Annotated in this window: 22 protein-coding genes and 1 riboswitch; of the genes, 13 read left to right on the top strand and 9 right to left on the bottom strand. The window is 64.9% G+C overall.

Annotated elements, in window-relative coordinates:
* Positions 1-291 precede the first annotated feature (291 nt).
* Positions 292-612 carry a RidA family protein gene (locus tag JNE37_RS06320; RefSeq protein ID WP_246513651.1) on the bottom strand — a complete coding sequence of 107 codons (321 nt, stop codon included), beginning with the start codon at positions 610-612 and terminating at the stop codon, positions 292-294.
* Between the two features lie 134 nt (positions 613-746).
* Between JNE37_RS06320 and JNE37_RS06315 the strand changes: the two genes are divergently transcribed.
* The 3 genes from JNE37_RS06315 (at position 747) to rirA (ending at position 3,219) form a co-directional block, all read left to right on the top strand.
* Positions 747-1,433 carry a fumarylacetoacetate hydrolase family protein gene (locus JNE37_RS06315; protein WP_203065690.1) on the top strand — a complete coding sequence of 229 codons (687 nt, stop codon included), beginning with the start codon at positions 747-749 and terminating at the stop codon, positions 1,431-1,433.
* A complete protein-coding gene (locus JNE37_RS06310; protein WP_035036606.1) occupies positions 1,433-2,548 on the top strand; it encodes an ATP-dependent DNA helicase in 1,116 nt (371 codons plus the stop codon). Before JNE37_RS06315 ends, JNE37_RS06310 begins: the two co-directional genes overlap by 1 nt.
* A 206-nt stretch (positions 2,549-2,754) precedes the next feature.
* The gene (rirA, locus tag JNE37_RS06305; protein ID WP_035036604.1) at positions 2,755-3,219 is read left to right on the top strand and encodes an iron-responsive transcriptional regulator RirA; all 465 of its coding nucleotides are present in this window, start codon (positions 2,755-2,757) and stop codon (positions 3,217-3,219) included.
* 224 nt (positions 3,220-3,443) lie between these two features.
* On the opposite strand, the gene JNE37_RS06300 is transcribed toward rirA, so the two are convergent.
* From JNE37_RS06300 to JNE37_RS06280, 5 genes are read right to left on the bottom strand one after another with little or no spacing between them, the layout of a single operon-like run.
* Positions 3,444-3,866: a Fur family transcriptional regulator gene (locus tag JNE37_RS06300; protein ID WP_035036603.1), complete on the bottom strand. Its 423-nt coding sequence runs from the start codon at positions 3,864-3,866 to the stop codon at positions 3,444-3,446.
* A 60-nt stretch (positions 3,867-3,926) separates the two neighbouring features.
* Positions 3,927-4,808, bottom strand: coding sequence for a metal ABC transporter substrate-binding protein (locus JNE37_RS06295; RefSeq protein WP_203065689.1), 882 nt, complete (start codon positions 4,806-4,808; stop codon positions 3,927-3,929).
* Positions 4,809-4,818: 10 nt separating this feature from the next.
* The gene (gene aztB / locus JNE37_RS06290) at positions 4,819-5,691 is read right to left on the bottom strand and encodes a zinc ABC transporter permease AztB (RefSeq protein WP_203065688.1); all 873 of its coding nucleotides are present in this window, start codon (positions 5,689-5,691) and stop codon (positions 4,819-4,821) included.
* Positions 5,688-6,443 (bottom strand): zinc ABC transporter ATP-binding protein AztA, encoded by a 756-nt coding sequence (gene aztA, locus JNE37_RS06285; RefSeq protein ID WP_203065687.1) that lies wholly within the window; start codon positions 6,441-6,443, stop codon positions 5,688-5,690. Before aztA ends, aztB begins: the two co-directional genes overlap by 4 nt.
* The gene (locus tag JNE37_RS06280; RefSeq protein ID WP_203065686.1) at positions 6,440-6,601 is read right to left on the bottom strand and encodes a hypothetical protein; all 162 of its coding nucleotides are present in this window, start codon (positions 6,599-6,601) and stop codon (positions 6,440-6,442) included. The genes aztA and JNE37_RS06280 overlap by 4 nt, the downstream gene beginning before the upstream one ends.
* A 166-nt stretch (positions 6,602-6,767) precedes the next feature.
* On the opposite strand from JNE37_RS06280, the gene aztD reads away from it, so the two are divergent.
* Together aztD and zigA are read left to right on the top strand one after the other, a co-directional pair.
* Positions 6,768-7,979, top strand: coding sequence for a zinc metallochaperone AztD (aztD, locus tag JNE37_RS06275; RefSeq protein ID WP_203065685.1), 1,212 nt, complete (start codon positions 6,768-6,770; stop codon positions 7,977-7,979).
* 60 nt (positions 7,980-8,039) lie between these two features.
* On the top strand, positions 8,040-9,230 hold the full coding sequence (gene zigA, locus JNE37_RS06270) for a zinc metallochaperone GTPase ZigA (RefSeq protein WP_203065684.1): 1,191 nt from the start codon (positions 8,040-8,042) through the stop codon (positions 9,228-9,230).
* Here the strand turns inward: zigA and JNE37_RS06265 are convergent.
* The gene (locus tag JNE37_RS06265) at positions 9,227-9,583 is read right to left on the bottom strand and encodes a DMT family protein (RefSeq protein ID WP_203065683.1); all 357 of its coding nucleotides are present in this window, start codon (positions 9,581-9,583) and stop codon (positions 9,227-9,229) included. The two genes, zigA and JNE37_RS06265, sit on opposite strands and share 4 nt — an antisense overlap.
* A 128-nt stretch (positions 9,584-9,711) precedes the next feature.
* Here JNE37_RS06265 and JNE37_RS06260 point away from each other — a divergent pair, with 128 nt between their 5' ends.
* The gene (locus JNE37_RS06260) at positions 9,712-10,368 is read left to right on the top strand and encodes a hypothetical protein (protein WP_203065682.1); all 657 of its coding nucleotides are present in this window, start codon (positions 9,712-9,714) and stop codon (positions 10,366-10,368) included.
* On the opposite strand, the gene JNE37_RS06255 is transcribed toward JNE37_RS06260, so the two are convergent.
* Positions 10,365-10,706 (bottom strand): DUF4342 domain-containing protein, encoded by a 342-nt coding sequence (locus JNE37_RS06255; protein ID WP_203065681.1) that lies wholly within the window; start codon positions 10,704-10,706, stop codon positions 10,365-10,367. The genes JNE37_RS06260 and JNE37_RS06255 overlap by 4 nt on opposite strands.
* 94 nt (positions 10,707-10,800) lie before the next feature.
* Positions 10,801-11,017, top strand: a riboswitch (cobalamin riboswitch).
* 41 nt (positions 11,018-11,058) lie between these two features.
* Between JNE37_RS06255 and JNE37_RS06250 the strand changes: the two genes are divergently transcribed.
* The 6 genes from JNE37_RS06250 to cobO all read left to right on the top strand — a co-directional run bounded on the left by JNE37_RS06250 (position 11,059) and on the right by cobO (position 18,448).
* Positions 11,059-11,238 (top strand): CbtB domain-containing protein, encoded by a 180-nt coding sequence (locus tag JNE37_RS06250; protein WP_203065680.1) that lies wholly within the window; start codon positions 11,059-11,061, stop codon positions 11,236-11,238.
* Between the two features lie 16 nt (positions 11,239-11,254).
* A complete protein-coding gene (locus JNE37_RS06245) occupies positions 11,255-12,001 on the top strand; it encodes a CbtA family protein (protein ID WP_203065679.1) in 747 nt (248 codons plus the stop codon).
* A complete protein-coding gene (cobW, locus tag JNE37_RS06240) occupies positions 11,998-13,035 on the top strand; it encodes a cobalamin biosynthesis protein CobW (protein ID WP_203065678.1) in 1,038 nt (345 codons plus the stop codon). Before JNE37_RS06245 ends, cobW begins: the two co-directional genes overlap by 4 nt.
* 156 nt (positions 13,036-13,191) lie before the next feature.
* A complete protein-coding gene (gene cobN, locus JNE37_RS06235) occupies positions 13,192-17,244 on the top strand; it encodes a cobaltochelatase subunit CobN (protein ID WP_246513550.1) in 4,053 nt (1,350 codons plus the stop codon).
* Positions 17,244-17,810, top strand: coding sequence for an AAA family ATPase (locus JNE37_RS06230; RefSeq protein ID WP_379124900.1), 567 nt, complete (start codon positions 17,244-17,246; stop codon positions 17,808-17,810). The genes cobN and JNE37_RS06230 overlap by 1 nt, the downstream gene beginning before the upstream one ends.
* A complete protein-coding gene (gene cobO, locus JNE37_RS06225) occupies positions 17,807-18,448 on the top strand; it encodes a cob(I)yrinic acid a,c-diamide adenosyltransferase (RefSeq protein ID WP_246513548.1) in 642 nt (213 codons plus the stop codon). Before JNE37_RS06230 ends, cobO begins: the two co-directional genes overlap by 4 nt.
* A gap of 233 nt (positions 18,449-18,681) precedes the next feature.
* On the opposite strand, the gene JNE37_RS06220 is transcribed toward cobO, so the two are convergent.
* A complete protein-coding gene (locus tag JNE37_RS06220) occupies positions 18,682-19,095 on the bottom strand; it encodes a GFA family protein (RefSeq protein WP_203065676.1) in 414 nt (137 codons plus the stop codon).
* A 153-nt stretch (positions 19,096-19,248) separates the two neighbouring features.
* Here JNE37_RS06220 and JNE37_RS06215 point away from each other — a divergent pair, with 153 nt between their 5' ends.
* Positions 19,249-19,611 carry a YciI family protein gene (locus JNE37_RS06215; RefSeq protein ID WP_035036569.1) on the top strand — a complete coding sequence of 121 codons (363 nt, stop codon included), beginning with the start codon at positions 19,249-19,251 and terminating at the stop codon, positions 19,609-19,611.
* The last annotated feature ends 4 nt before the right edge of the window (positions 19,612-19,615 follow it).

The following is a 19,615-nucleotide window of genomic DNA, read 5'->3' as shown; positions in this document are numbered from 1 at the left end:
TGGGTTGGCCAGATGGCGCGGTGCCTGCTGCACCGGGGCGCACCGCTTCTGTCACTGCTCCATCCCCGCCCCCGATCTTCCCCGGACTTGATCCGGGGCCCACGGATGCCGCCACTCGAGTGGAGCGGTGCAATAGGCCCCGGGTCTCCGCCCGGGGAAGCTCTGTGGGGGTGGCGAGATTTCAAAACCTTCGTCCACCCGGACGAAAACAGTCGCCCTCGTCGAGAGGTGCAACGCCTCAAAACAAAAAGGGCGGCCCCGAGGACCGCCCCACAACCACCTGAGCCCAGATCAGCTCGGCAGCGCCGCCACTGCGATCATTTCCACCTTGAGGCGCGGGTCCGCCAGCCGAGCCTCGATCGTCGCACGGGCCGGCGGGTTGGCCGGGTCGATCCACGTATCGTAGACGGCGTTCATCGCCGCGAAGTCAGCGATATTGTTGAGGATGACCTGCATCGAAAGCACGTTGGATTTGTTGGTCCCGGCCTTGGCGAGCACGTCATCGATGGCAGCCAGCACCTGCTGGACCTGCTCGGTGATCCCCGCATCGTAGTTGGTCGCTACCTGGCCGGCGAGGTAAACGGTGTTGCCATGGATCACGGCTTCGCTCATGCGCTTGCCGGGCTCGATACGCTTGATGGTCACGAGAAAGCTCCCTTTAGAGAAACGTGGCTTCGCTCTTAGTGGCAGATAGGCCGTGACGCAAACGCTCTCTCGCGTTACCCAAGGACACCAAGGAGCCCCCGATGACGCAGTTCGTGATTCCCGCCCCGCCCGTTGCCGCCGTTCCCGTGGCCGGAGGCGGCGCGTTCCCTGTTCGCCGCATCTATTGCGTGGGCCGCAACTATGCCGAGCATGCGCGCGAAATGGGCCACGACCCCGACCGCGAGCCGCCCTTCTTCTTCGGAAAGCCGGCCGACAGCCTCGTGACAGGCGGCGCCGATACGCCCTATCCGGCCAACACGCAGGATTTCCAGTTCGAGGTCGAACTCGTCGTCGCCCTTGCCGAAGGCGGCTCCAACCTTTCGCCGGAAGCTATTCCTGCGAAGATCTTCGGCTACGCCGTGGGCATCGACATGACGCAGCGCGATGTCCAGTCAGTGGCGAAGAAAGCCGGCCGCCCGTGGGATATGTCGAAGGGCTTTGACCATTCCGCGCCTATCGGCGACCTCATCCCGGCCACCCGCATTGGGCATCCGTCCAGGGGCGTCATCACCCTCAAGGTCGATGGCGTCGAAAAGCAGCGCGGCGATATCTCCGATCTCATCTGGCCCATCGCCGATGCCATCGCCTACCTCTCCAACTGGGTTGAGCTCAAGCCCGGCGATCTCATCTTCACCGGCACCCCCGCCGGCGTCGGCCCCGTGGTTCGCGGCGATCTCCTCGAAGGCGCGGTCGAAGGCGTCGGCTCCGTCACCACCCGGATCGCCTGATGGTACAATGGACGCCCCAGCAGGATGAGGCCCTCGGCAAGGTTTCGGCCTGGCTCAAGGATAAATCCGCCCCGCAGGTCTTTCGCCTCTTCGGCTGGGCGGGCACCGGCAAGACCACGCTCGCCAAGCATCTGGGCTCGGGCGTCAAGAGCGTCAAATACGCCGCCTTCACCGGCAAGGCGGCGCTCGTCATGCGCAAGCGCGGCTGCCGCGGCGCCTCCACCATCCATTCCTTGATCTATAAACTTGAAGGCGAGGGGCAGGGCGAGGGTAACGCCTCCGAACCCCGCTTCGTGCTCGATCCGGAATCCGCCGCCGTCACCGCCGACCTTATCGTCATCGACGAGGTCTCGATGGTCGACGAGGCATTGGCCGTCGACCTCCTCTCCTTCGGCACCAAGGTGCTCGTCCTCGGCGACCCCTTCCAACTGCCGCCGGTCCAGGGAGCGGGTTACTTCACCCAGGTCGAGCCTGACATCATGCTCACCGACATCCGCCGCCAGGCCCAGGAAAACCCCATCATCCGCATGTCCATGGACATTCGCGAAGGCCGCAATCTCGAGCGCGGCAACTATGGGGAATCCAAGGTCATCAGCGCGCGCGAGGTCGACCAGTCCGAAGTGCTGGGTGCCGACCAGGTGCTGGTCGGGCGCAACAAGACGCGCCTCATGTACAACGACCGCATCCGTGAGCTGAAGGGCCTGCCACACCAGGAACCCGTCGTCGGCGACCGGCTCGTGTGCCTGCGCAACAACCCGATCAAGAAGCTCCTCAACGGCCAGATTTTTACCGTCGCCCAGATCAACGCCCGCGCCAACGGCCGCATCCAGATGTGGCTCGACCCCGAAGAGGACGGCACCGGCGTCGGCCAGCAGGTCAAAGTCGTCACCCACAAGGCCTTCTTCACCGGGGAGGAAGCCAACCTCTCCTGGCCTGAACGGCGCGGCTACGACGAATTCACCTTCGGCTATTGCCTCACGGTCCACAAAGCCCAGGGCAGCCAGTGGGACAACGTCTACCTGTTCGATGAAAGCAGCGTTTTCCGCGAGGACAGGCGGCGCTGGCTCTATACGGGCGTGACGCGAGCGGCGGAAAAGCTCACCGTCGTCGGCTGACACGCCGACTTTCCTGATAGATGGCGTCAACTTAAGTTGACAAAGTTTAGAACTATTATAAAGTGTGGCGATCGCTCGGGGCCTTGCTGAGGCTGCAAACCCGCGCGATTTCAACGGGTTGATCCCCCTTGAGACGACATCGACTTGGCGTTAGAGGTTAACCATTGGTTGCGCTCTGCGCCGCCTCAAAACCTGAAGGAATGGCCATGCGGCTGACCAAACAATCGAGCTACGCGATCCGCAGCCTCATCTATTGCGCCGTCAACGCGCCCGAGCTGAGCCGCGTCGCCGATATCGCCAAGGCCTATTCCATCTCCGAGCTCTTCCTGTTCAAGCTCATCAAGCCGCTGGTCGAGGATGGCATCATCGAGACCGTACGCGGCCGCCATGGCGGCATCCGGCTCGGCCGCCCCGCCAACGAGATCACGCTGCTCGACGTCATCAAGCGCACCGAGGAGAGCTTTGCCCTCGCCGAGTGCTTCGAGGATGACGGCGTCATTTCCTGCCCGCTCCATGTCGGGTGCGAACTGAGCTCGGCGCTTTCCGAAGCGCTCCAGGCGTTCTTCAACGTGCTCGAGAGCTATACGATCGCCGATCTGTCCGACAAGAAGCGCAACCTGCGCGCGCGTCTGGGCATCGATCTGGGCGAACCGCTCCTCGCCGCTCACTGACAGTTTCCGTTCCGCGCCCTTTTCCGGCCGCGGAACGGCTTTGTTTTAAAATATGAGTTTGACACTCATAATAAACTGTGGCCTATTGCTCGTCAGCGGAGCGTATCGCTCCACCTGAACGACGAGGTCGCTTGCTGCACTCGTCTCCCCGGCCAGCCAGGATCCTCAACATTCTGGCTGGTCTCCCTTTTTGGGGCATTGCGTGGGAGCTGGGAGATGGCGGTTCAGGCGGCCTGAGCCAGGCATTCCCTGCAGGTGCCGCGCAGCTCGATCGTGGTGCGGCTCGGCTTGAAGCCGTTTTCGCCGGCCCAGCCAACCAGGCGCTCGCGCACCGTATCGTCGGCAAATTCATCGACACGCCCGCATTTCTCGCAGATGGCGAAGGCGATGATGCCGCCGGCGCGGTGGCAATGCGCATCGGCGCAGGCGACGAAGGCATTGAGGCTTTCGAGGCGATGGGCGAGGCCGCGCTCCACGAGCTTGTCGAGCGCGCGGTAGACCTGGAGCGGAGCGCGCAGGCCGTCATCGCGCAGCCGGTCGAGAATGTCATAGGCCGAAAGCGGGGCATCGGCCCCGGTCAGCGTGCCCAGCACCAGTCCCTGGTTCCGGGTCAGTGCTTCCGCCGGTTCCTCGTGAACATGTGTCATCGTCTTCTCCATGCTCCCTAATCTAGGGGAGTCTTGGCTCGCGTCCAAGCGGGGGAGCGATCACTCCCCCTTCATCGCAGGCACCAGCAGCGCCACGTTGTGCCGGAACATGTCGAGATAGGTGCCGGCGCCTTCGTCCTTCGTACTCAGGGCATCGGCATAGAGTTCGCCGCCAAGCTTGACGCCGGTCTCCCGCCCGATCTGCTCGACCAGCCGTCCGTCGCTCATGTTCTCAACGAAAAGTGCGGAAACGCCGTCCTTGCGGATCTGCTCGATGAGCTTGGCGACATCGGTCGCCGAAGCTTCGCTTTCGGTGGAAACCCCTTCGGGCGCCTCAAAGCGCACGCCATAGGCAGCGCCGAAATAGCCGAAGGCGTCATGGGTGGTGATGACCTTGCGCTTGTCCTCGGGGACGGTGGCGATCTGGGCTTTGACTTCGGCATCGAGGGCCGAGATTTCGTCCGAATAGGCTTTGGCATTGGCCTCATAGACCGGGCAGCCCTCGGCATCGACCTCGCAGAGGCCCTTGGCGATGTTGGCGACATAGATCAGGCCGTTGGCAAGGCTCTGCCAGGCATGGGGATCCGTGATGGTCGCGCCGTCCTCGTCCATGCTGCGCGAGGAGACGCCGTCGCTCGCCACGACGAGCTTGCCCTTGTAGCCGGTAGCCTCAACGAGGCGATCCATCCAGCCTTCGAAGCCAAGCCCTGAGACGAAGAAGATCTGCGCCTTGCCGACATTGGCGGCGTCGGCGGGCGTGGGCGCATAGACGTGGCTATCGGCATTGGGGCCGACAATGGTGGTGAGCGCGATGCGGTCCCCGCCGACGCGCGCCACCATGTCGCCAAGTATCGAGAAGCTTGCCACGGCATTGACGGGAGCCGCCAAGGCGGGCGCGGTCATCAACGCGAAAGTCGAAACCAGAAGGACGCGGGCGAACATGGGCAAGCTCCTATGCGATGCGATGTCTGGGCGAGGTCATGCGCGTGCGGACGATGCCGCGCGTGCCGAAGATCAGCGACAGGGCGTAGAAGCCGCCGGCCACGAGAATGATGGCCGGTCCCGAGGGCACGCTGAAATAGTATGAGAGCAGAAGACCGAGATAGCTCGAGGCCATGCCGATGCCGATGGCGAGGGCACAGAGTGCTTCCAGGCTGCGTACCCAGAACCTTGCGGCGGCCGCCGGCAGCATCATGAGGCCGACGGCAAGCAGGGTGCCGAGCGCCTGGAACCCGCCGACGAGATTGAGCACGACGAGGCCAAGGAAAAGGAAGTGCACTACCGGCCCGGCCTTGCTGACCGAGCGCAGGAAGGTCGGGTCGAGGCATTCGGCAAAGAGCGGGCGCCAGATGACGGCGAGCGTAGCAAGGCTGATGGTCGAAACGGCGCCGATCATGACCAGGGCGTCGTTGTTGAGCGCCAGGACCGAGCCGAAAAGTACGTGCATGAGATCGACGCTCGAACCGCGCAGGCTCACCAGCATCACGCCGAGCGCGAGGGAGATGAGGTAGAAGGCGGCCAGGCTCGTATCCTCGCGCTGCACAGTGAGGCGGCTGACAAGACCGGCGAGGAGGGCCACGATAAGGCCGGCGGCAAAGCCCCCCAGCGTCATCGGCAGGATCTGGAGGCCGGCAATGAGAAAGCCGACAGCCGCACCGGGCAGGATGGCATGGGCCATGGCGTCGCCGGCCAGGCTCATGCGCCGCAGCATCAGGAAAACGCCGACAGGGCCCGCCGAGGCGGCAAGGATCATCGAGCCGGCCAGGGCGCGGGTGAGGAAGCCGTAGCTGACGAAGGGGCCGACAAGGAGATCGAAAAGGTTCATCGGGCCGCTCCGTGGTGATGGGCATGGCCGTTCTCATGCCAGGGGGCCTGCTCGTCCCAGGCCTCGGTCATGCGGCGGGCCTTGAGCAGGTTTTCGGCCTTGAGCGCATCCTCGGTATCGGCCCAGGCCACCGGTTCGCGCGCCATCAGCAGCGTGCGGGGGAAGATGGCCTTGACCATCTCGGCGTCGTGCAAGACGGCAACCACCGTGCGGTCTTCGGCATGCCAGCGGCGCACGAGTTCGATGAGGTCGATCACGGTCTTCTCGTCGATGGCGGTGAAGGGCTCGTCGAGGAGGATGATATCGGCATCCTGCAGCATCACGCGGGCGAAGAGCGCGCGCTGGAGCTGGCCGCCGGAAAGGGTATCGAGGGGTCGGTTTTCGAAGCCGGTCAGCCCGACATTGGCCAGGGCCGTCTCGACCTCGCGATAATCGCTGCCGGTAATGGCCGCGAAAAGACCGCGCCGCCGCCAATGGCCCAGCGAGACGAGATCGGCCACCGTCGCGGGGAAGGTGCGATCGATCTCGGCGCTCTGCGGCAGGTAGGCGATGGTGCTGTCAGGCGCGCGTTCGATAGCGCCGGTCAGCGGCTGGAGCATGCCCACAATACCCTTGAGCAGCGTGGATTTGCCCGAGCCGTTCGGCCCAACCACGGCGGTGAGCGAACCGCTCTCGAACGTCCCGTCGAGATGATGCACGGCCGGGTGTCCCTCGTAGCCGAGCGTCACGTCCTTGAGGGTAATGGCGCTCATGCCTGCACCAGCGCGATCAGCACCACCCAGATGGCGGCGATGAGCGTGGCCGCCACGCCAAGCCGCAGCATCAAACCGTGCTGCGCCAGGCTGAAGGCTCGCTTCTGCACGGCAGGACGGCGTTGATGGACATGATCGTGGTGTGGCTGTGCGGCCATGATGCGGCTCCGGAATGGCTCGCGATGTAACGTAATAACATTTTTCTTGTCAACGCTTGCCAGCGCGAAAAACGAAACGTTATACAATTACATTTGTTCGGGCAGCAGCGACGCCATGGATGGCGACCCTATCAATCAACGTTACGTTATAAAATATGGAGCTTTCATGAGGTATGTTCCCTCCACTCTCGCGGCGCTGGCAGTGCTCGCGATTCCCGCTTCGGCTTTCGCCGAGGAAGAGGTCGCCTGGCGACTTTTCGTGGCAGACCACGATCAGCCGCGCGTCACGGCGATCGATCTGGAAAGCGGCGCAGCGCTTGATAGCTTTGCCATCGACGGCCCGGCGACGCTCTACGCTACCAAGGGCAAGCGCGCGGTCTATGCCGTGCAGGGCGAGCAGAACCGCGTCGCAATCATCGCCTCAGGCGTCGAGATCGAGGATCATGGCGACCACGGCGACCTCAAGCTCGGCGAGCCGGCGCTGACAGATGCCGTGCTGACGGGCGAGCGGCCGGTGCATTTCGTCGAGCACGATGACCAGTTCGCGATCTTCTATGATGGAGAGGGGACCGCGCGGATCTATCCGGAAGCGGCTGTGCTGAAGGGCGATACGGCTTTCCGCGAGGTTCACACGTCGGCGCCACATCACGGCGTCGCCATCCCGATGGAGGATTACACCCTCGTCACCCAGCCCAACGAGGCCGACCCCAAGGCCTTGCCCACTGGTATCTGGGTCCTCGACGCCGCGGGAGAAAAGCTTGGTGATTTCCATCCCTGCCCCGATCTTCACGGCGAGGCGACATCCGGCAATCTGCTGGCCATAGCCTGCGGCACCGGCCTGTTGTTGGCCAAGGAAGGCGCCTCGGGTCCGCAGATCGAGTTCCTGCCCTATGCCGCCGATCTGCCCCCGGGCAAGGTGACCACGCTCCTCGGCGGCTCAGGCTTCCAGTATTTCCTCGGCAATTACGGCGCCGACCGCGTAGCCGTGATCGATCCCTCGGCCACCGATGCCTTCCAACTGGTGACCCTGCCGACCCGGCGCGTCCATTTCGCGGTCGATCCCGAACAACCGAAATTCGCCTATGTGTTCACCGAAGACGGAAACCTACTGCAGCTCGATATCCTCTCAGCCGCCATCACCGGCACGCTGCACCTGACCGAGCCCTATTCAATGGACGGCGAATGGAACCTGCCGCGTCCGCGCGTCGCCGTTGCGGGCGGCGAGATCGCCGTGACCGATCCGCTCAAGCGCCTCATCCACGTGGTCGACGCGAAAGCGTTCGCCAAGACGCGCGAGATCGCCGTCGAAGGCAGGCCCTACAACATCGTGGCCGTCGGCGGCGCCGGCGAGACGCACGGGCATCACCACCATCACTGAACCCCTTAATCGCCTCTCCCGGCGGGTCTGGGGGAGGCTTCTCGCACCAATGGTCGCCTCATGAAACGTCTCCCCGTAACCGTGCTTTCCGGCTTCCTCGGCGCCGGCAAGACCACGCTTCTCAACCACATCCTCAACAATCGAGAGAACCGGCGCGTGGCCGTGATCGTCAACGACATGAGCGAGGTCAATATCGACGCTACGCTCGTGCGCGACGGCGGCGCCAACCTTTCGCGCACCGACGAAAAGCTCGTCGAGATGAGCAATGGCTGCATCTGCTGCACCCTGCGCGGCGACCTGCTGGCCGAAGTGCGCAAGCTCGCCGAAGACGGGCGCTTCGACTACCTGCTGATCGAATCGACCGGCATTTCCGAGCCGTTGCCGGTGGCCACTACCTTCGATTTTCGCGACGAGAACGGGCAGAGCCTTGCCGATATTACCCGGCTCGACACCATGGTCACGGTGGTCGATTGCGCCAACCTGCTCAAGGATTACGGATCTTCCGATTTCCTTAGCGATCGCGGCGAAACGCTGGGACCCGAGGATGAGCGGGCGCTGGTCGATCTCCTCGTCGAGCAGATCGAATTCGCCGACGTCATCGTGCTCAACAAGGTCTCTTCGGCCTTGCCGGAAGCGCGCGAGGCGGCGCGCCGTATCATCAAGGCGCTCAATCCTGCGGCCGAACTCATCGAGACCGATTTCGGCGCGGTGCCGCTCGATCGCGTGCTCGATACCGGGCTTTTCAACCTAGAAATGGCCGAGCGCAATCCGCTCTGGTTCAAGGAATTGCATGGCTTTACCGACCATGTGCCCGAAACGCTCGAATACGGTATCCGCTCTTTCGTCTACCGCGCCCGGCGTCCTTTCAACCCTGCGCTGCTCGATCGCTTCATCGCGCGCACTTGGCCGGGCGTCGTTCGCGCCAAGGGCTTCTTCTGGCTGGCCACGCGCCCGCATTTCGTCGGCGAACTGAGCCAGGCCGGAGCGCTGGTGCGTACCGGGCGCCGCGGCCTCTGGTGGGCGGCGATTCCGCGCCAGCGCTGGCCGGACGACCCTGAATGGCTGGCTGCGATGACACCCTATCTCGATCCCGTCTGGGGCGATCGGCGGCAGGAACTGGTCTTCATCGGGCTCGAGGGCATGGACGAGGCGGCGATCCGCCGAGAGCTCGATGCATGCCTCGTCCCCGCGCGCGGCTTCGCGCCCGAAAACTGGACAAGCCTTCCCGATCCGTTTCCGGCCTGGAGCTAGTTGAGCGGTCCCTTGAAGATGAAGAAGGCGCCGGCAAAGATGAGGGTGAAGCCCACGGCATGGTTCCAGGTGAGCTTTTCCCCCAGCACCAGCACGGCAAAGCCCACGAAGACCGTGAGCGAGATCACTTCCTGGATGGTCTTGAGTTCGGCAGCGCTATAGGTGCCGTAGCCGATGCGGTTGGCCGGCACCGCCAGCCAGTATTCCACCAGCGCAATGCCCCAGCTTGCCATCACCGCAGCCCACATCGGGGCATGGGGGAATTTGAGATGCCCGTACCAGGCCACGGTCATGAAGACATTGGAGCCGACAAGGAGGAGGATCGGCAGCACGGCGGAAGGATTGAACGGCATGGAGCACCGGAAGGGCAGGGGTGGCGCACACTCTCCGCCTTCCGTTCGGCCGTCAACGGGCTTCGTTCATCTTGCAGTCATGCGACGCCCCGTACACACTTCCGTGTGAACGACTCGCGAGGCTAGAAATGATCCAGCGCACCTCTGCCGCCCTTGCCGCCTTGCTCGTTGCGGCCGCCCCGGTCGCCGCAGCCGAGCTTACCTGTTCGGGCGCCCTGGGCCCCGATTCGTCCGAGGCCCGGCTCATCGAGACCTATGGCAAGGAGAACGTGATCACCGGCGAAGTACCCGGCGCCGAAGGCGAAACCATGCTCGCCACCACGGTCTTCCCCAATGACGAGGCCAAGAGTTTCCAGGTCGGCTGGTGGGACGAGGAAAGGCACGAGCAGCTTGCCTGGTTCACCGTGCCGGCCAGCGATGTCGCGCCCGGCGGCGTCCAGGTCGGCCAGACCGTGGCCAAGGTGCAGGCGCTCAACGGCGAGCCCTTCACGCTGCTCGGCTTCTATTGGGATTACGGTGGCACGGCCGGCTTCGATTCCGGCAAGCTCGCAAGCCTTCCCGGCGATTGCAGCCTGTCGCTGACCTTCCAGCCCACCAAGGACCTGGGCGCAAGTGTCGATGACACGCCGGTGGTGGGCGACAAGGAGGTGGCCTCCACCGAGCCACTGCTCGTCGATCTCGACGCCCGCGTCGAAAGCATCACCATGAGCTACCCCGACCCCAATGCTTCCGAGGAAGAAGCGGGCGGGGGCGAGGAAGCGGGCGGCGAGACCGCCCAGCCCTAGATGTCGATATCCGGCTCGTCCGGCTGCTTGTTCGCCTTGGCCTCGTCGGCGTCTTCCACCGGCTCGATCCGCACGACCTCGATCTTGACGCGGGCAAGGAGCCCGGCAAGCGAGCCGAGCAGCGCCAGCCACGGAGCGGCCAGCACCACGATGCCGCCAAGGCCGACGCCCGCGTTAAGCGGGATTTCGGCATAGATGTCGCCGCGCTCGGATTTGACGCGCAACTTGCGTACATTGCCTTCCTTGAGCAATTGCGTGATGCGCTCCACCAGCTGGCTGCCCGCTACCTCGATTTCCTCGGTAAAGGTCTTCCAGTGATCCTTGGGCTGTTCGTCCATGGGGCTCTCCATTCGGGGACAAAACGTCTCTTCCCCATAGATAGGGACTTTTCGCGCCATTTCACCCGCATTGACCTGCGACGAGCATCTGTGGCAATCCTAACCCTACGTTGGTTCCCCCGAACGAAAGCGTAAGGGGATGAAAAGGGAACACGGTGCGGATTACCCATCAGGGGCCTAAACCGTGGCTGCCCCCGCAACTGTAAGCGGCTAGCTCTGCCACACGCCACTGGATCCTCGCGATCCGGGAAGGCGGCAAGGGCGACAAAGAGGCCGTGAGCCAGGAGACCTGCCAGCGCAACCGGGCGATGACGCCCAAGTTTCAATCCGCGCGCACGGAGGGTGTCCGCAAATGACCACTGCTACGCAGACCCAGACCATCAACCTTACCTTGTCTCAGCGGCTTATCGCTGGCGGCCTGGCCCTCATCCTGGGCTTCGTGCTGCTGGGCGGCATCGGCTTTGCCAGTGACATGCGCGTCCACAACGGCGCTCACGACACCCGCCACGCCCTCGGCTTCCCCTGCCACTAAGCTCTCAGAGACAAAAATGAATCTGTTCCGGCGAATCTTTTTCGCTGCGGTCCTTGCCGGACTCGCGGCCGGTCTTGCCATGTCGGCTGTCCAGCAGTGGCGCGTCGCCCCGCTGATCCTCGAGGCCGAAACCTATGAAGGCCAGGAAGCCCCGGCCGTTCACGATCATGCCGACGCCACCGCTGCTACCCCTGCCGCGGCTCATGAACACGAGCACGACGAAGACGCCTGGGCGCCCCAGGATGGCGCTGAGCGCATCTTCTATACCGTCCTTGCCGACATCCTCGCTGCCATCGGCTTCGCGCTGGTCCTTGCCGCCGTTTCGGTGCTCGTGGGCCTGCCCGTCACCGCCGCCAACGGCATCGTCTGGGGCCTGGGCGGCTTCATCGTCTTCCAGCTCGCCCCCGCCTTCGGTCTGCCGCCCGAACTTCCGGGCATGCCGGCCGCGGACCTGGGTGCTCGCCAGCTCTGGTGGTGGGGTACGGTCATTGCCACCGGCGCGGCGCTTCTGGGCATCGCAAAATTCCGTAACTGGCAGGCCATTGCTGTCGGCGCCGTGCTGATCCTCCTCCCCCACCTTATCGGCGCCCCGCAGCCGCCCCATGAACCGAGCGCCGTGCCGGCGCACCTCGCCACCGCCTTCGCCGCCAGCGCGCTCTCGGCCGGTGCCGTCTTCTGGTTCATCGTCGGCCCGCTCCTGGGCTATCTCAACACCCGCTTCGCCAAGGCCGAAGCCTCCCAAACCAGAATGGTGCACGCATGAGCGAAAAGATCCCCGTAACCGTCATCACCGGCTTCCTGGGCTCGGGCAAGACCACGCTCGTCCGGCACCTGCTCGGCCATGCCAAGGGCAAGCGCATTGCGCTCATCATCAACGAGTTCGGCGACATCGGCGTCGACAAGGAAGTGCTGGCCGGCTGCGGGGACGAAACCTGCCGAGAAGAGGACATGATCGAGCTGGCCAATGGCTGCATCTGCTGCACCGTGGCCGACGATTTCGTTCCCACCATGAAGACCCTGCTGGGGCGCGCCGAGCGCCCCGACCACATCGTCATCGAAACCTCGGGCCTGGCTCTGCCCCAGCCCCTGATCCGTGCCTTCAACTGGCCGGAGATCAAGACCGAAGTGACCATCGACGGCGTGGTGACTGTGGTCGACGCTGCCGCGCTCTCGGAAGGCCGTTTTGCCTCCGATGAAGAGGCGGTCGATGTGCAGCGCAAGGCCGATTCCATGCTCGACCACGAGACGCCCCTGGGCGAGCTCTTCAAGGACCAGCTGGTTTCCGCCGACCTCATCATCGTCAACAAGACCGACCTCGTCGACGAATCCGGCCTTGCTCCCGTGGAAGCGGAACTGCGCGCCGCCATGCGCCCCGGCACGGGGATCGTGCGCGCCGCCAACGGCCATGTCGATACCGTCGCGCTTCTTGGCTTGGGCATGGCCACCGAGGACAATCTCGACGGCCGCGAATCCGCCCACGAACTGGAGCATGGCGGCGAGGGTCACGAGCACGACGACTTCGACAGCTTCTCGGTCCGTCTCCCGGCCGGTAGCCGCGAAGCGCTGCTTAGGACCATCGAGCAAACCATCCGCACCCACGACGTGCTGCGCCTGAAAGGCTTTGCCGCCATCGAAGGCGCCCCGGCGCGCCTCGCCATCCAGGCGGTCGGCCCGCGCGTAAACGCCTATTTCGACCGTCCCTGGAAGGATGGCGAAAAGCGCGAAACCGCGCTGGTGGTGATCGGGGAAAGTCCGCTCGACCGCGACGCGATTACTGCCAGCCTGCAGGCGGCCTGACCCCTCATCCGGCCCTGACGGGCCATCTTCTCCCCGGAGGGGCGAAGGAACAGCGGCACGATCGCGCTACAAGGTCACCTCTCCCCCTCGGGGAGAGGTCGCCGCGCAGCGGTGGGTGAGGGGCGGCCCCAACCACCGCACCCCAAAGGACACAGCATGCACCTCCTCGCGGCCCAGGCCGGCGCCATACAGCAGGAAGGCGAGGCGATTGATCTCAACCAGTCGCCCGGCGAGATCGTCTTCGGCACCTCCGCCGACAGCGAACTGGCCATGCTCGCCGCCGCCACCGACCGCGCCGGCTACAAGGGCTTGCGGCTCGCGAATCTCCTGAAGCTCTCGCACAACCTTTCGGTCGACCTCTGGCTCGACCAGACCGTGCAACACGCCAGGCTCATCGTCCTCCGCCTCATTGGCGGCCCCGCCTATTGGCAATACGGCGTCGACGAAATCTATGCGCTGGCCATGCGCAAGAACATTCCGCTGGTGATCCTCTCCCACGACGCCGTCCCCGATCCGGTGCTGCGCAGCCGTTCGACCATTGCGGGGGAGGACTGGGACCGGCTGCTATCGCTGTTCGTCGCCGGAGGGCCGGAGAACGCGGATACGCTGCTGGAGGGGTTCCGGTTGCTGGCCATCCCCACCCCGACCCTCCCCACAGGGGGGAGGGAGGCGGTGTTGGCCGACCTCCAGACAAAACCCTTTGCCCGCTTCGGCTACTGGCACCCAGACCTTGGCATGACCGACGCCGAGAGCCTGCGCACCGAACACGCCAAAACGTCTCCCTCCCCCTTGTGGGGAGGGAACAAGGGTGGGGGTGAGCCCCGAACTCAGAACGGGCGGCCTACCCCCCTCCCATCCTCCCCCGCAAGGGGGGAGGTGCCGACCGTGGGTGTTGACCACTCCGCCAGCCAGCAACTCGATCCAAACACCTCCCCCCTTGCGGGGGAGGCTGGGATGGGGGTGAGCCACACCCACCGCGCCCACACCCCCATCCTCTTCTACCGAGCCGCCCTCGAAGGCGCCGGCACCGGCACGCTGACCGCCCTCATCGCTACCCTCACCGAGGCAGGCCTCACCCCGATCCCACTGGTGGTCTCCACCCTCAAGGAGCCCTCCTGCGCCCGCTTCATCAAAGCCGCGCTCGCAGAGTTCCCGCCCGCCGCCATACTCAACCTCACCGGCTTCGCGCTGGGCCTCGACACCCTCGACCCCGCCCAAAACCCCTTCGCCGACACCGACGCGCCAGTGATCCAGCTGGTGCAATCGGGCCGCTCGCGCGAACAATGGGCGACCGACTACCAGGGCCTTTCCGCCAAGGACCTCGCCATGCTGCTGGTCCTGCCCGAACTCGACGGCCGCATCGGCGGCCTCATCGTCGGCCACAAGGAATCCTCGGTCTGGCATGAGGCTACCGAGTGCGCGCTCTCATCCTATTCTCCCGACCACGACGGCATCGCTCGCACCGCCATACTGGCGGCCAACTACGCGCGCCTCCGCAGCCTCGCCAACGCCGACAAGCGCGTGGCCCTGGTCCTCGCCAACTACCCGATCCGCGACGGCCGCCTCGCCAATGGCGTCGGCTACGACGCCCCGGAGTCGACGGTCGAGATCCTCCACGCCATGGCCGCCGCCGGTTACGATCTAACCACCGCGTCTCCCTCCCCCTTGCGGGGAGGGGACAGGGGTGGGGGTAAGCGCCAACCACCAGCCGAAGTTCAGGCCCCCACCCTCCCCTTGATGGGGAGGGCCAGGGAGGGGTGGAGCCCCATCCCCGATACCACCACCCTCATCGCCCGTCTCCAATCCGGCCCCACCAACGCCGCTCCCGCGCGCGGCGAAGGCATCCCCTTCCCGCTCGCCCGCTACCGCGCCCTCTTCTCGGCCCTCCCCGAAAAGATCCGCACCGAAGTCACCACCCGCTGGGGCGACCCGTCGGCGGACCCCTTCGTGCGCGGCGAAAACTTTCATCTCCCCGCGCTCACCCTCGGCAACATCGCCATCATCCTCCAGCCCTCGCGCGGCTATTCGGGCGACGAGACCCTCAATTTCCACGATCCCGACCTCGTCCCGCCGCACGCCTATCTCGTCGCCTACCTCTGGCTGCGCCACGAGTTTGGCGCCCACGCCCTCATCCACAACGGCAAGCACGGCAATCTCGAATGGCTGCCCGGCAAGGGCGCCGCGCTCGATGCCGCTTCCTATCCCGATGCCCTCTGGGGCCAGCTTCCACATCTCTACCCCTTCATCGTCAACGATCCGGGCGAGGGCACGCAGGCCAAGCGCCGCACCGGCGCCACTATCATCGATCACCTGACCCCGCCGCTCACCCGCGCCGAGACCTATGGCCCCCTAAAAGACCTCGAAGCGCTGCTCGACGAATACTACGCCGCCCTCGGCCTCGATCGCCGCCGGCTGGACGATCTGCGCAAGCGCATTCTCGACTTCACCCGCGACGCCCGCCTCGACCGCGACATCGGCCTGCCCGAAGACGAGAACGAAGCGCTCAAGACCATCGACAATTTTCTGTGCGACCTGAAGGAAGCGCAAATCCGCGACGGCCTCCACGTCTTCGGCCGCTCCCCGCAGGGCGAGATGGAGCGCGATCTCATCGTCGCCTTGGCCCGTGTCCCACGCGGGGATAACTCTCCTGCAGACGCCTCCCTCATCCGCGCGCTCGCCGATGACCTGAAGCTCGGTTTCGATCCCCTGACCGCCAAGCTCGGGGAGCCGTGGTCGGGTCCGCTCATCGTCGTTGATCCGCCGTTCACCGGCCCGGCAAAACTGCGGCGCGTGGGCGATGTGGTTGAGGCCCTCGAGAGCATTGCCGCCCAACTGGTCCAAGGCACTCCCGCCCCCGCCGAATGGACAGCCACCCGCGCTGTTCTCGCCACCGTCGACACCATCATCCGCCCCCGCCTCGCGACCTCAGGTCCCAACGAAATCAAGGCCCTGCTTGCTGGTCTCGACGGCAAGCACGTGCCCCCCGGCCCCTCCGGCGCCCCTTCTCGCGGGCGCCCAGACACCCTCCCCACGGGCCGCAATTTCTATTCCGTCGACACCCGCGCCGTCCCCACGCCCACCGCTTGGGAACTCGGTCGCAAATCGGCGGAAAACCTCATTACCCGCCACTTTCAGGACCACGGAACCTACCTCCGCTCTGTCGCGCTCTCGGTCTGGGGCACCGCCAACATGCGCACCGGCGGTGATGACATCGCCCAGGCCATGGCGCTGATCGGCGCCAAGCCGCAATGGGACCCGTCCTCGCTGCGCGTTTCCGGCTACGAGATCATCCCGATGGCGAAACTCGGCCGCCCCCGCGTCGACGTAACCCTCAGGATTTCCGGTCTTTTCCGCGACGCCTTCCCCCAGCAGATCGCGCTCTTCGACCGCGCCGTCCGCGCCATCGGCGCGCTCGACGAGCCGGAGGACCAAAACCCCATCGCGGCCCGCATGCGCACCGATGCCCTCGGCCTGATGTCCGAAGGCGCCAGCGAAACCGAAGCGGCCCTGCGTGCCGGCCACCGCATCTTCGGCTCCAAGCCCGGAACCTATGGCGCGGGCCTCAACGCCATGATCGATTCCGGCCAGTGGCAGACCAAGGCCGACCTCGCCAAAACCTTCCTCGACTGGGGCCAATACGCCTTCGGCGCCCAGGCCGCCGGCCTCCCCGAACGCGCCCGCTTCGCCGCCCGCCTTTCCGACATCGACGCCGTCCTCCACAATCAGGACAACCGCGAACACGACCTTCTGGACTCGGACGATTACTACCAGTTCGAGGGCGGCCTCTCTGCCGCCGCCGAAACCCTTACCGGCCGCCAGCCCGCTGCCTATCACCTCGATCATTCCCGCCCCGAAAACCCGGTCGCCCGCACGCTCGATGAAGAAATCTCGCGCGTCATGCGCTCACGCGTCGTCAATCCCAAATGGATCGGCGGCATGATGCGCCACGGCTACAAGGGCGCCTTCGAGATCATCGCCACCGTCGACTTCATGTTCGCCTTCGCCGCCACCACCGGCGCGGTCAAGACGCACCATTTCGACCTCGCTTTCGAGGCCTATGTCGAAAACGACGCCGTCCGCGAATTTCTTCAGTCCGCCAATAGCTTCGGCTATGACGAACTGCTCAACAAGTTCCGCGAAGCCCTCTCCCGCGGCCTCTGGACGCCCCGCTCCAACTCCGCCTACGCTTTCCTGGAAACGGGGGCGTGATGGAAAACAAAGTCATCTATCTCATCGGCCATTACGGCGTCGGCAAGCTCACCGTCGCACGCGAAATCTGCGCGCGGACCGATGCGCGGCTCTTCGACAATCACCTCATCAACAACGTGGTCTTCTCGCTGATCCGCGCCGACGGCAAGACGCCGCTGCCCGAGCGCACCTGGGAGCTCATCCAGGTCATCCGCGATCAGGCCGTTGCCGCTATCACCGAACTGGCGCCAGCCGAAGCCAGCTACGTCCTCACCAATTTCCTCGTCGATGACGAGATCGACCGTGCCGTCTATCTGCAGATGGAAGACATGGCCCGTCGCCGCGGCAGCGCCTTCGTGCCGGTGGTCCTGAGCGCTACCGACGAAGCCCACGCCCAGCGCATCGCCTCGCCCGACCGCGAAGAGCGTCTCAAGCACACCGACATCGCTTCCGCCGAGCGGGTGCGCCGCGAAGTGCCCATGTTGCGCTTCGAGCATCCCAACCGGCTCGACCTCGAAACCACAAATCTATCGCCCCGAGAGGCCGCCCAGGCCATCATCAGACACGCGGAGCAAGCCCAGCCATGACTGAACGCCCCCCCAAGAAGACCGACCTCATGACCGAGGCTGAGCGTGACGCCTATCACGCCGAAAAGATGCGCAAGAAAAAGGAGGCGCGGAACAAGATTCTCGCCACCAAGACCGAGGAAAAGGGCCTGCTCATCGTCCATACCGGCAAGGGCAAGGGCAAATCCACGGCCGCCTTCGGCATGGTGTTCCGCGCCATCGGGCACGGCTTCAAGGTCGGCGTCGTGCAGTTCGTCAAGGGCGCCTGGGAGACCGGCGAGCGCGACGTGCTGCTCAAATTCCCAGACCAGGTGACCATCAACGCCATGGGCGAAGGCTTCACCTGGGACACCCAGGACCGCCAGCGCGACCTCGCCGCTGCCCGTGCGGCCTGGGACCAGGCCAAGCGCCTCATCGCGGACGAGAGCTACAAGCTGATCCTCCTCGACGAACTCAATATCGTGCTGCGCTACGACTATCTGCCGCTCGAGGAGATCGTCGAGGTCTTGAAGAACAAGCCGCACGACACGCACGTGATCGTCACCGGGCGCAACGCCAAGGACGAACTGATCGAGATCGCCGACCTCGTGACGGAGATGACCGAGATCAAGCATCCCTTCCGGGCAGGCGTGAAGGCACAGGCAGGGATCGAGTTCTAGCGCGCGGCGGCATGGACATGCAGAGCAGGGCGTCCGCAAGGAACTGCGAGGCTGGCTCTTAGCCATGGGGGCGCTCCATCGTTCCCCCACGGCCCATCCCCGCCACCGCGCTTCCCCGGACTTGATCCGGGGCCTATTGCACCTCGCCACCCGAGTGGCGCCATCCACGGGGCCCGGTCTTCGTCCGGGGAAGTCCGGCGGTGGAGGGTGCAGCGACGAACGCGCGACAGCGGCTATTGCGTCGCCAACTCCTCGATGCCGGCCGGCATCGCCAGCCAGGCGGCCTTGCGCGACGACCAGCAGAGCTTGGTCGGCGCAGGAAAGTCAGGCTCGTTGAAGCACCCGACGGCTATCTTGGTGACGCCGGGATAGCCTTCAACCCAGCCGAATACGGTCGCTCCACAATTGGGGCAGAAGCAGCTGTCGTCGTACCGGCCGGTTTCTGCCAGGCGCCGCCAGGTGCGATACTCGCCGCTCACCGTGATCTGCATTTCGGGCGCGAAGAACGCGGTATAGGTGAAGGCGCTGCCCGAGCTGCGCTGGCAATCGCGGCACGAGCACATATGCACTTCGAAAGGCTCGCCCTCTACGCGCACCTCGAGTGCGCCGCAGGCGCAGCGTGCGGTTCTCGTCTTTCCCTCGGCCATCATTCCCTCCGTTGCCCCGTCATGGTCGCCGCCCGCGCCCTCCAATCGACAAAGGCGTCCCAGAAAAACGCGCCGGGAAAAATACGCTAGAGTGTCGAAACCGCCTGCCGCCACTCGACCAATGGCATCCACCAGACTCGAACGGAGCCGGAAATGAAATACCTCTGCCTCGTCTACGCCGATGAAAGCGCCTTTGAGGGCATGGACGCCAGGACCAAATACGAGCTCGACCGCGATTCCCTGGCCTATGACCGGGAACTGGCCGAAGCCGGCCATTTCATCGCCGCCGAAGCGCTCGATGCGCCGACGACGGCCCAGACCGTGCGCATGCGCAATGGCCGGGTCTCCACCACCGACGGCCCTTTCGCCGAGACCAAGGAGCATCTGGCCGGCTTCATCCTCATCGACGCGCGCGACCTCAACGAGGCGGTGCGCATCGCCGGAAACATCCCGATGGCACGCTACTCGGCCATCGAGGTGCGCCCGATCCTGCAGATCGTGCCCGTTCCTGCATGAGCGA

The organism is Paradevosia shaoguanensis (genome assembly GCF_016801025.1).
Classification (GTDB): Bacteria; Pseudomonadota; Alphaproteobacteria; order Rhizobiales; family Devosiaceae; genus Paradevosia; species Paradevosia shaoguanensis.
The sequence above is the reverse complement of the archived record's forward strand: the minus strand, read 5'-3'. Positions and strand labels throughout refer to the sequence as shown.

Bases quoted from the DNA above. Each gene is read 5' to 3' on its own strand.
- JNE37_RS06295 (WP_203065689.1), bottom strand. From the start codon at position 4,808: ATGTTCGCCCGCGTCCTTCTGGTTTCGACTTTCGCGTTGATGACCGCG.
- cobN (WP_246513550.1), top strand. From the start codon at position 13,192: ATGCACCTCCTCGCGGCCCAGGCCGGCGCCATACAGCAGGAAGGCGAG.
- JNE37_RS06220 (WP_203065676.1), bottom strand. From the start codon at position 19,095: ATGGCCGAGGGAAAGACGAGAACCGCACGCTGCGCCTGCGGCGCACTC.
- rirA (WP_035036604.1), top strand. From the start codon at position 2,755: ATGCGGCTGACCAAACAATCGAGCTACGCGATCCGCAGCCTCATCTAT.
- JNE37_RS06320 (WP_246513651.1), bottom strand. From the start codon at position 612: ATGAGCGAAGCCGTGATCCATGGCAACACCGTTTACCTCGCCGGCCAG.
- JNE37_RS06255 (WP_203065681.1), bottom strand. From the start codon at position 10,706: ATGGACGAACAGCCCAAGGATCACTGGAAGACCTTTACCGAGGAAATC.
- JNE37_RS06315 (WP_203065690.1), top strand. From the start codon at position 747: ATGACGCAGTTCGTGATTCCCGCCCCGCCCGTTGCCGCCGTTCCCGTG.
- cobO (WP_246513548.1), top strand. From the start codon at position 17,807: ATGACTGAACGCCCCCCCAAGAAGACCGACCTCATGACCGAGGCTGAG.
- JNE37_RS06230 (WP_379124900.1), top strand. From the start codon at position 17,244: ATGGAAAACAAAGTCATCTATCTCATCGGCCATTACGGCGTCGGCAAG.
- zigA (WP_203065684.1), top strand. From the start codon at position 8,040: ATGAAACGTCTCCCCGTAACCGTGCTTTCCGGCTTCCTCGGCGCCGGC.
- JNE37_RS06250 (WP_203065680.1), top strand. From the start codon at position 11,059: ATGACCACTGCTACGCAGACCCAGACCATCAACCTTACCTTGTCTCAG.
- aztD (WP_203065685.1), top strand. From the start codon at position 6,768: ATGAGGTATGTTCCCTCCACTCTCGCGGCGCTGGCAGTGCTCGCGATT.
- JNE37_RS06245 (WP_203065679.1), top strand. From the start codon at position 11,255: ATGAATCTGTTCCGGCGAATCTTTTTCGCTGCGGTCCTTGCCGGACTC.
- JNE37_RS06260 (WP_203065682.1), top strand. From the start codon at position 9,712: ATGATCCAGCGCACCTCTGCCGCCCTTGCCGCCTTGCTCGTTGCGGCC.
- JNE37_RS06215 (WP_035036569.1), top strand. From the start codon at position 19,249: ATGAAATACCTCTGCCTCGTCTACGCCGATGAAAGCGCCTTTGAGGGC.
- JNE37_RS06280 (WP_203065686.1), bottom strand. From the start codon at position 6,601: ATGGCCGCACAGCCACACCACGATCATGTCCATCAACGCCGTCCTGCC.
- aztB (WP_203065688.1), bottom strand. From the start codon at position 5,691: ATGAACCTTTTCGATCTCCTTGTCGGCCCCTTCGTCAGCTACGGCTTC.
- aztA (WP_203065687.1), bottom strand. From the start codon at position 6,443: ATGAGCGCCATTACCCTCAAGGACGTGACGCTCGGCTACGAGGGACAC.
- JNE37_RS06300 (WP_035036603.1), bottom strand. From the start codon at position 3,866: ATGACACATGTTCACGAGGAACCGGCGGAAGCACTGACCCGGAACCAG.
- JNE37_RS06265 (WP_203065683.1), bottom strand. From the start codon at position 9,583: ATGCCGTTCAATCCTTCCGCCGTGCTGCCGATCCTCCTCCTTGTCGGC.
- JNE37_RS06310 (WP_035036606.1), top strand. From the start codon at position 1,433: ATGGTACAATGGACGCCCCAGCAGGATGAGGCCCTCGGCAAGGTTTCG.
- cobW (WP_203065678.1), top strand. From the start codon at position 11,998: ATGAGCGAAAAGATCCCCGTAACCGTCATCACCGGCTTCCTGGGCTCG.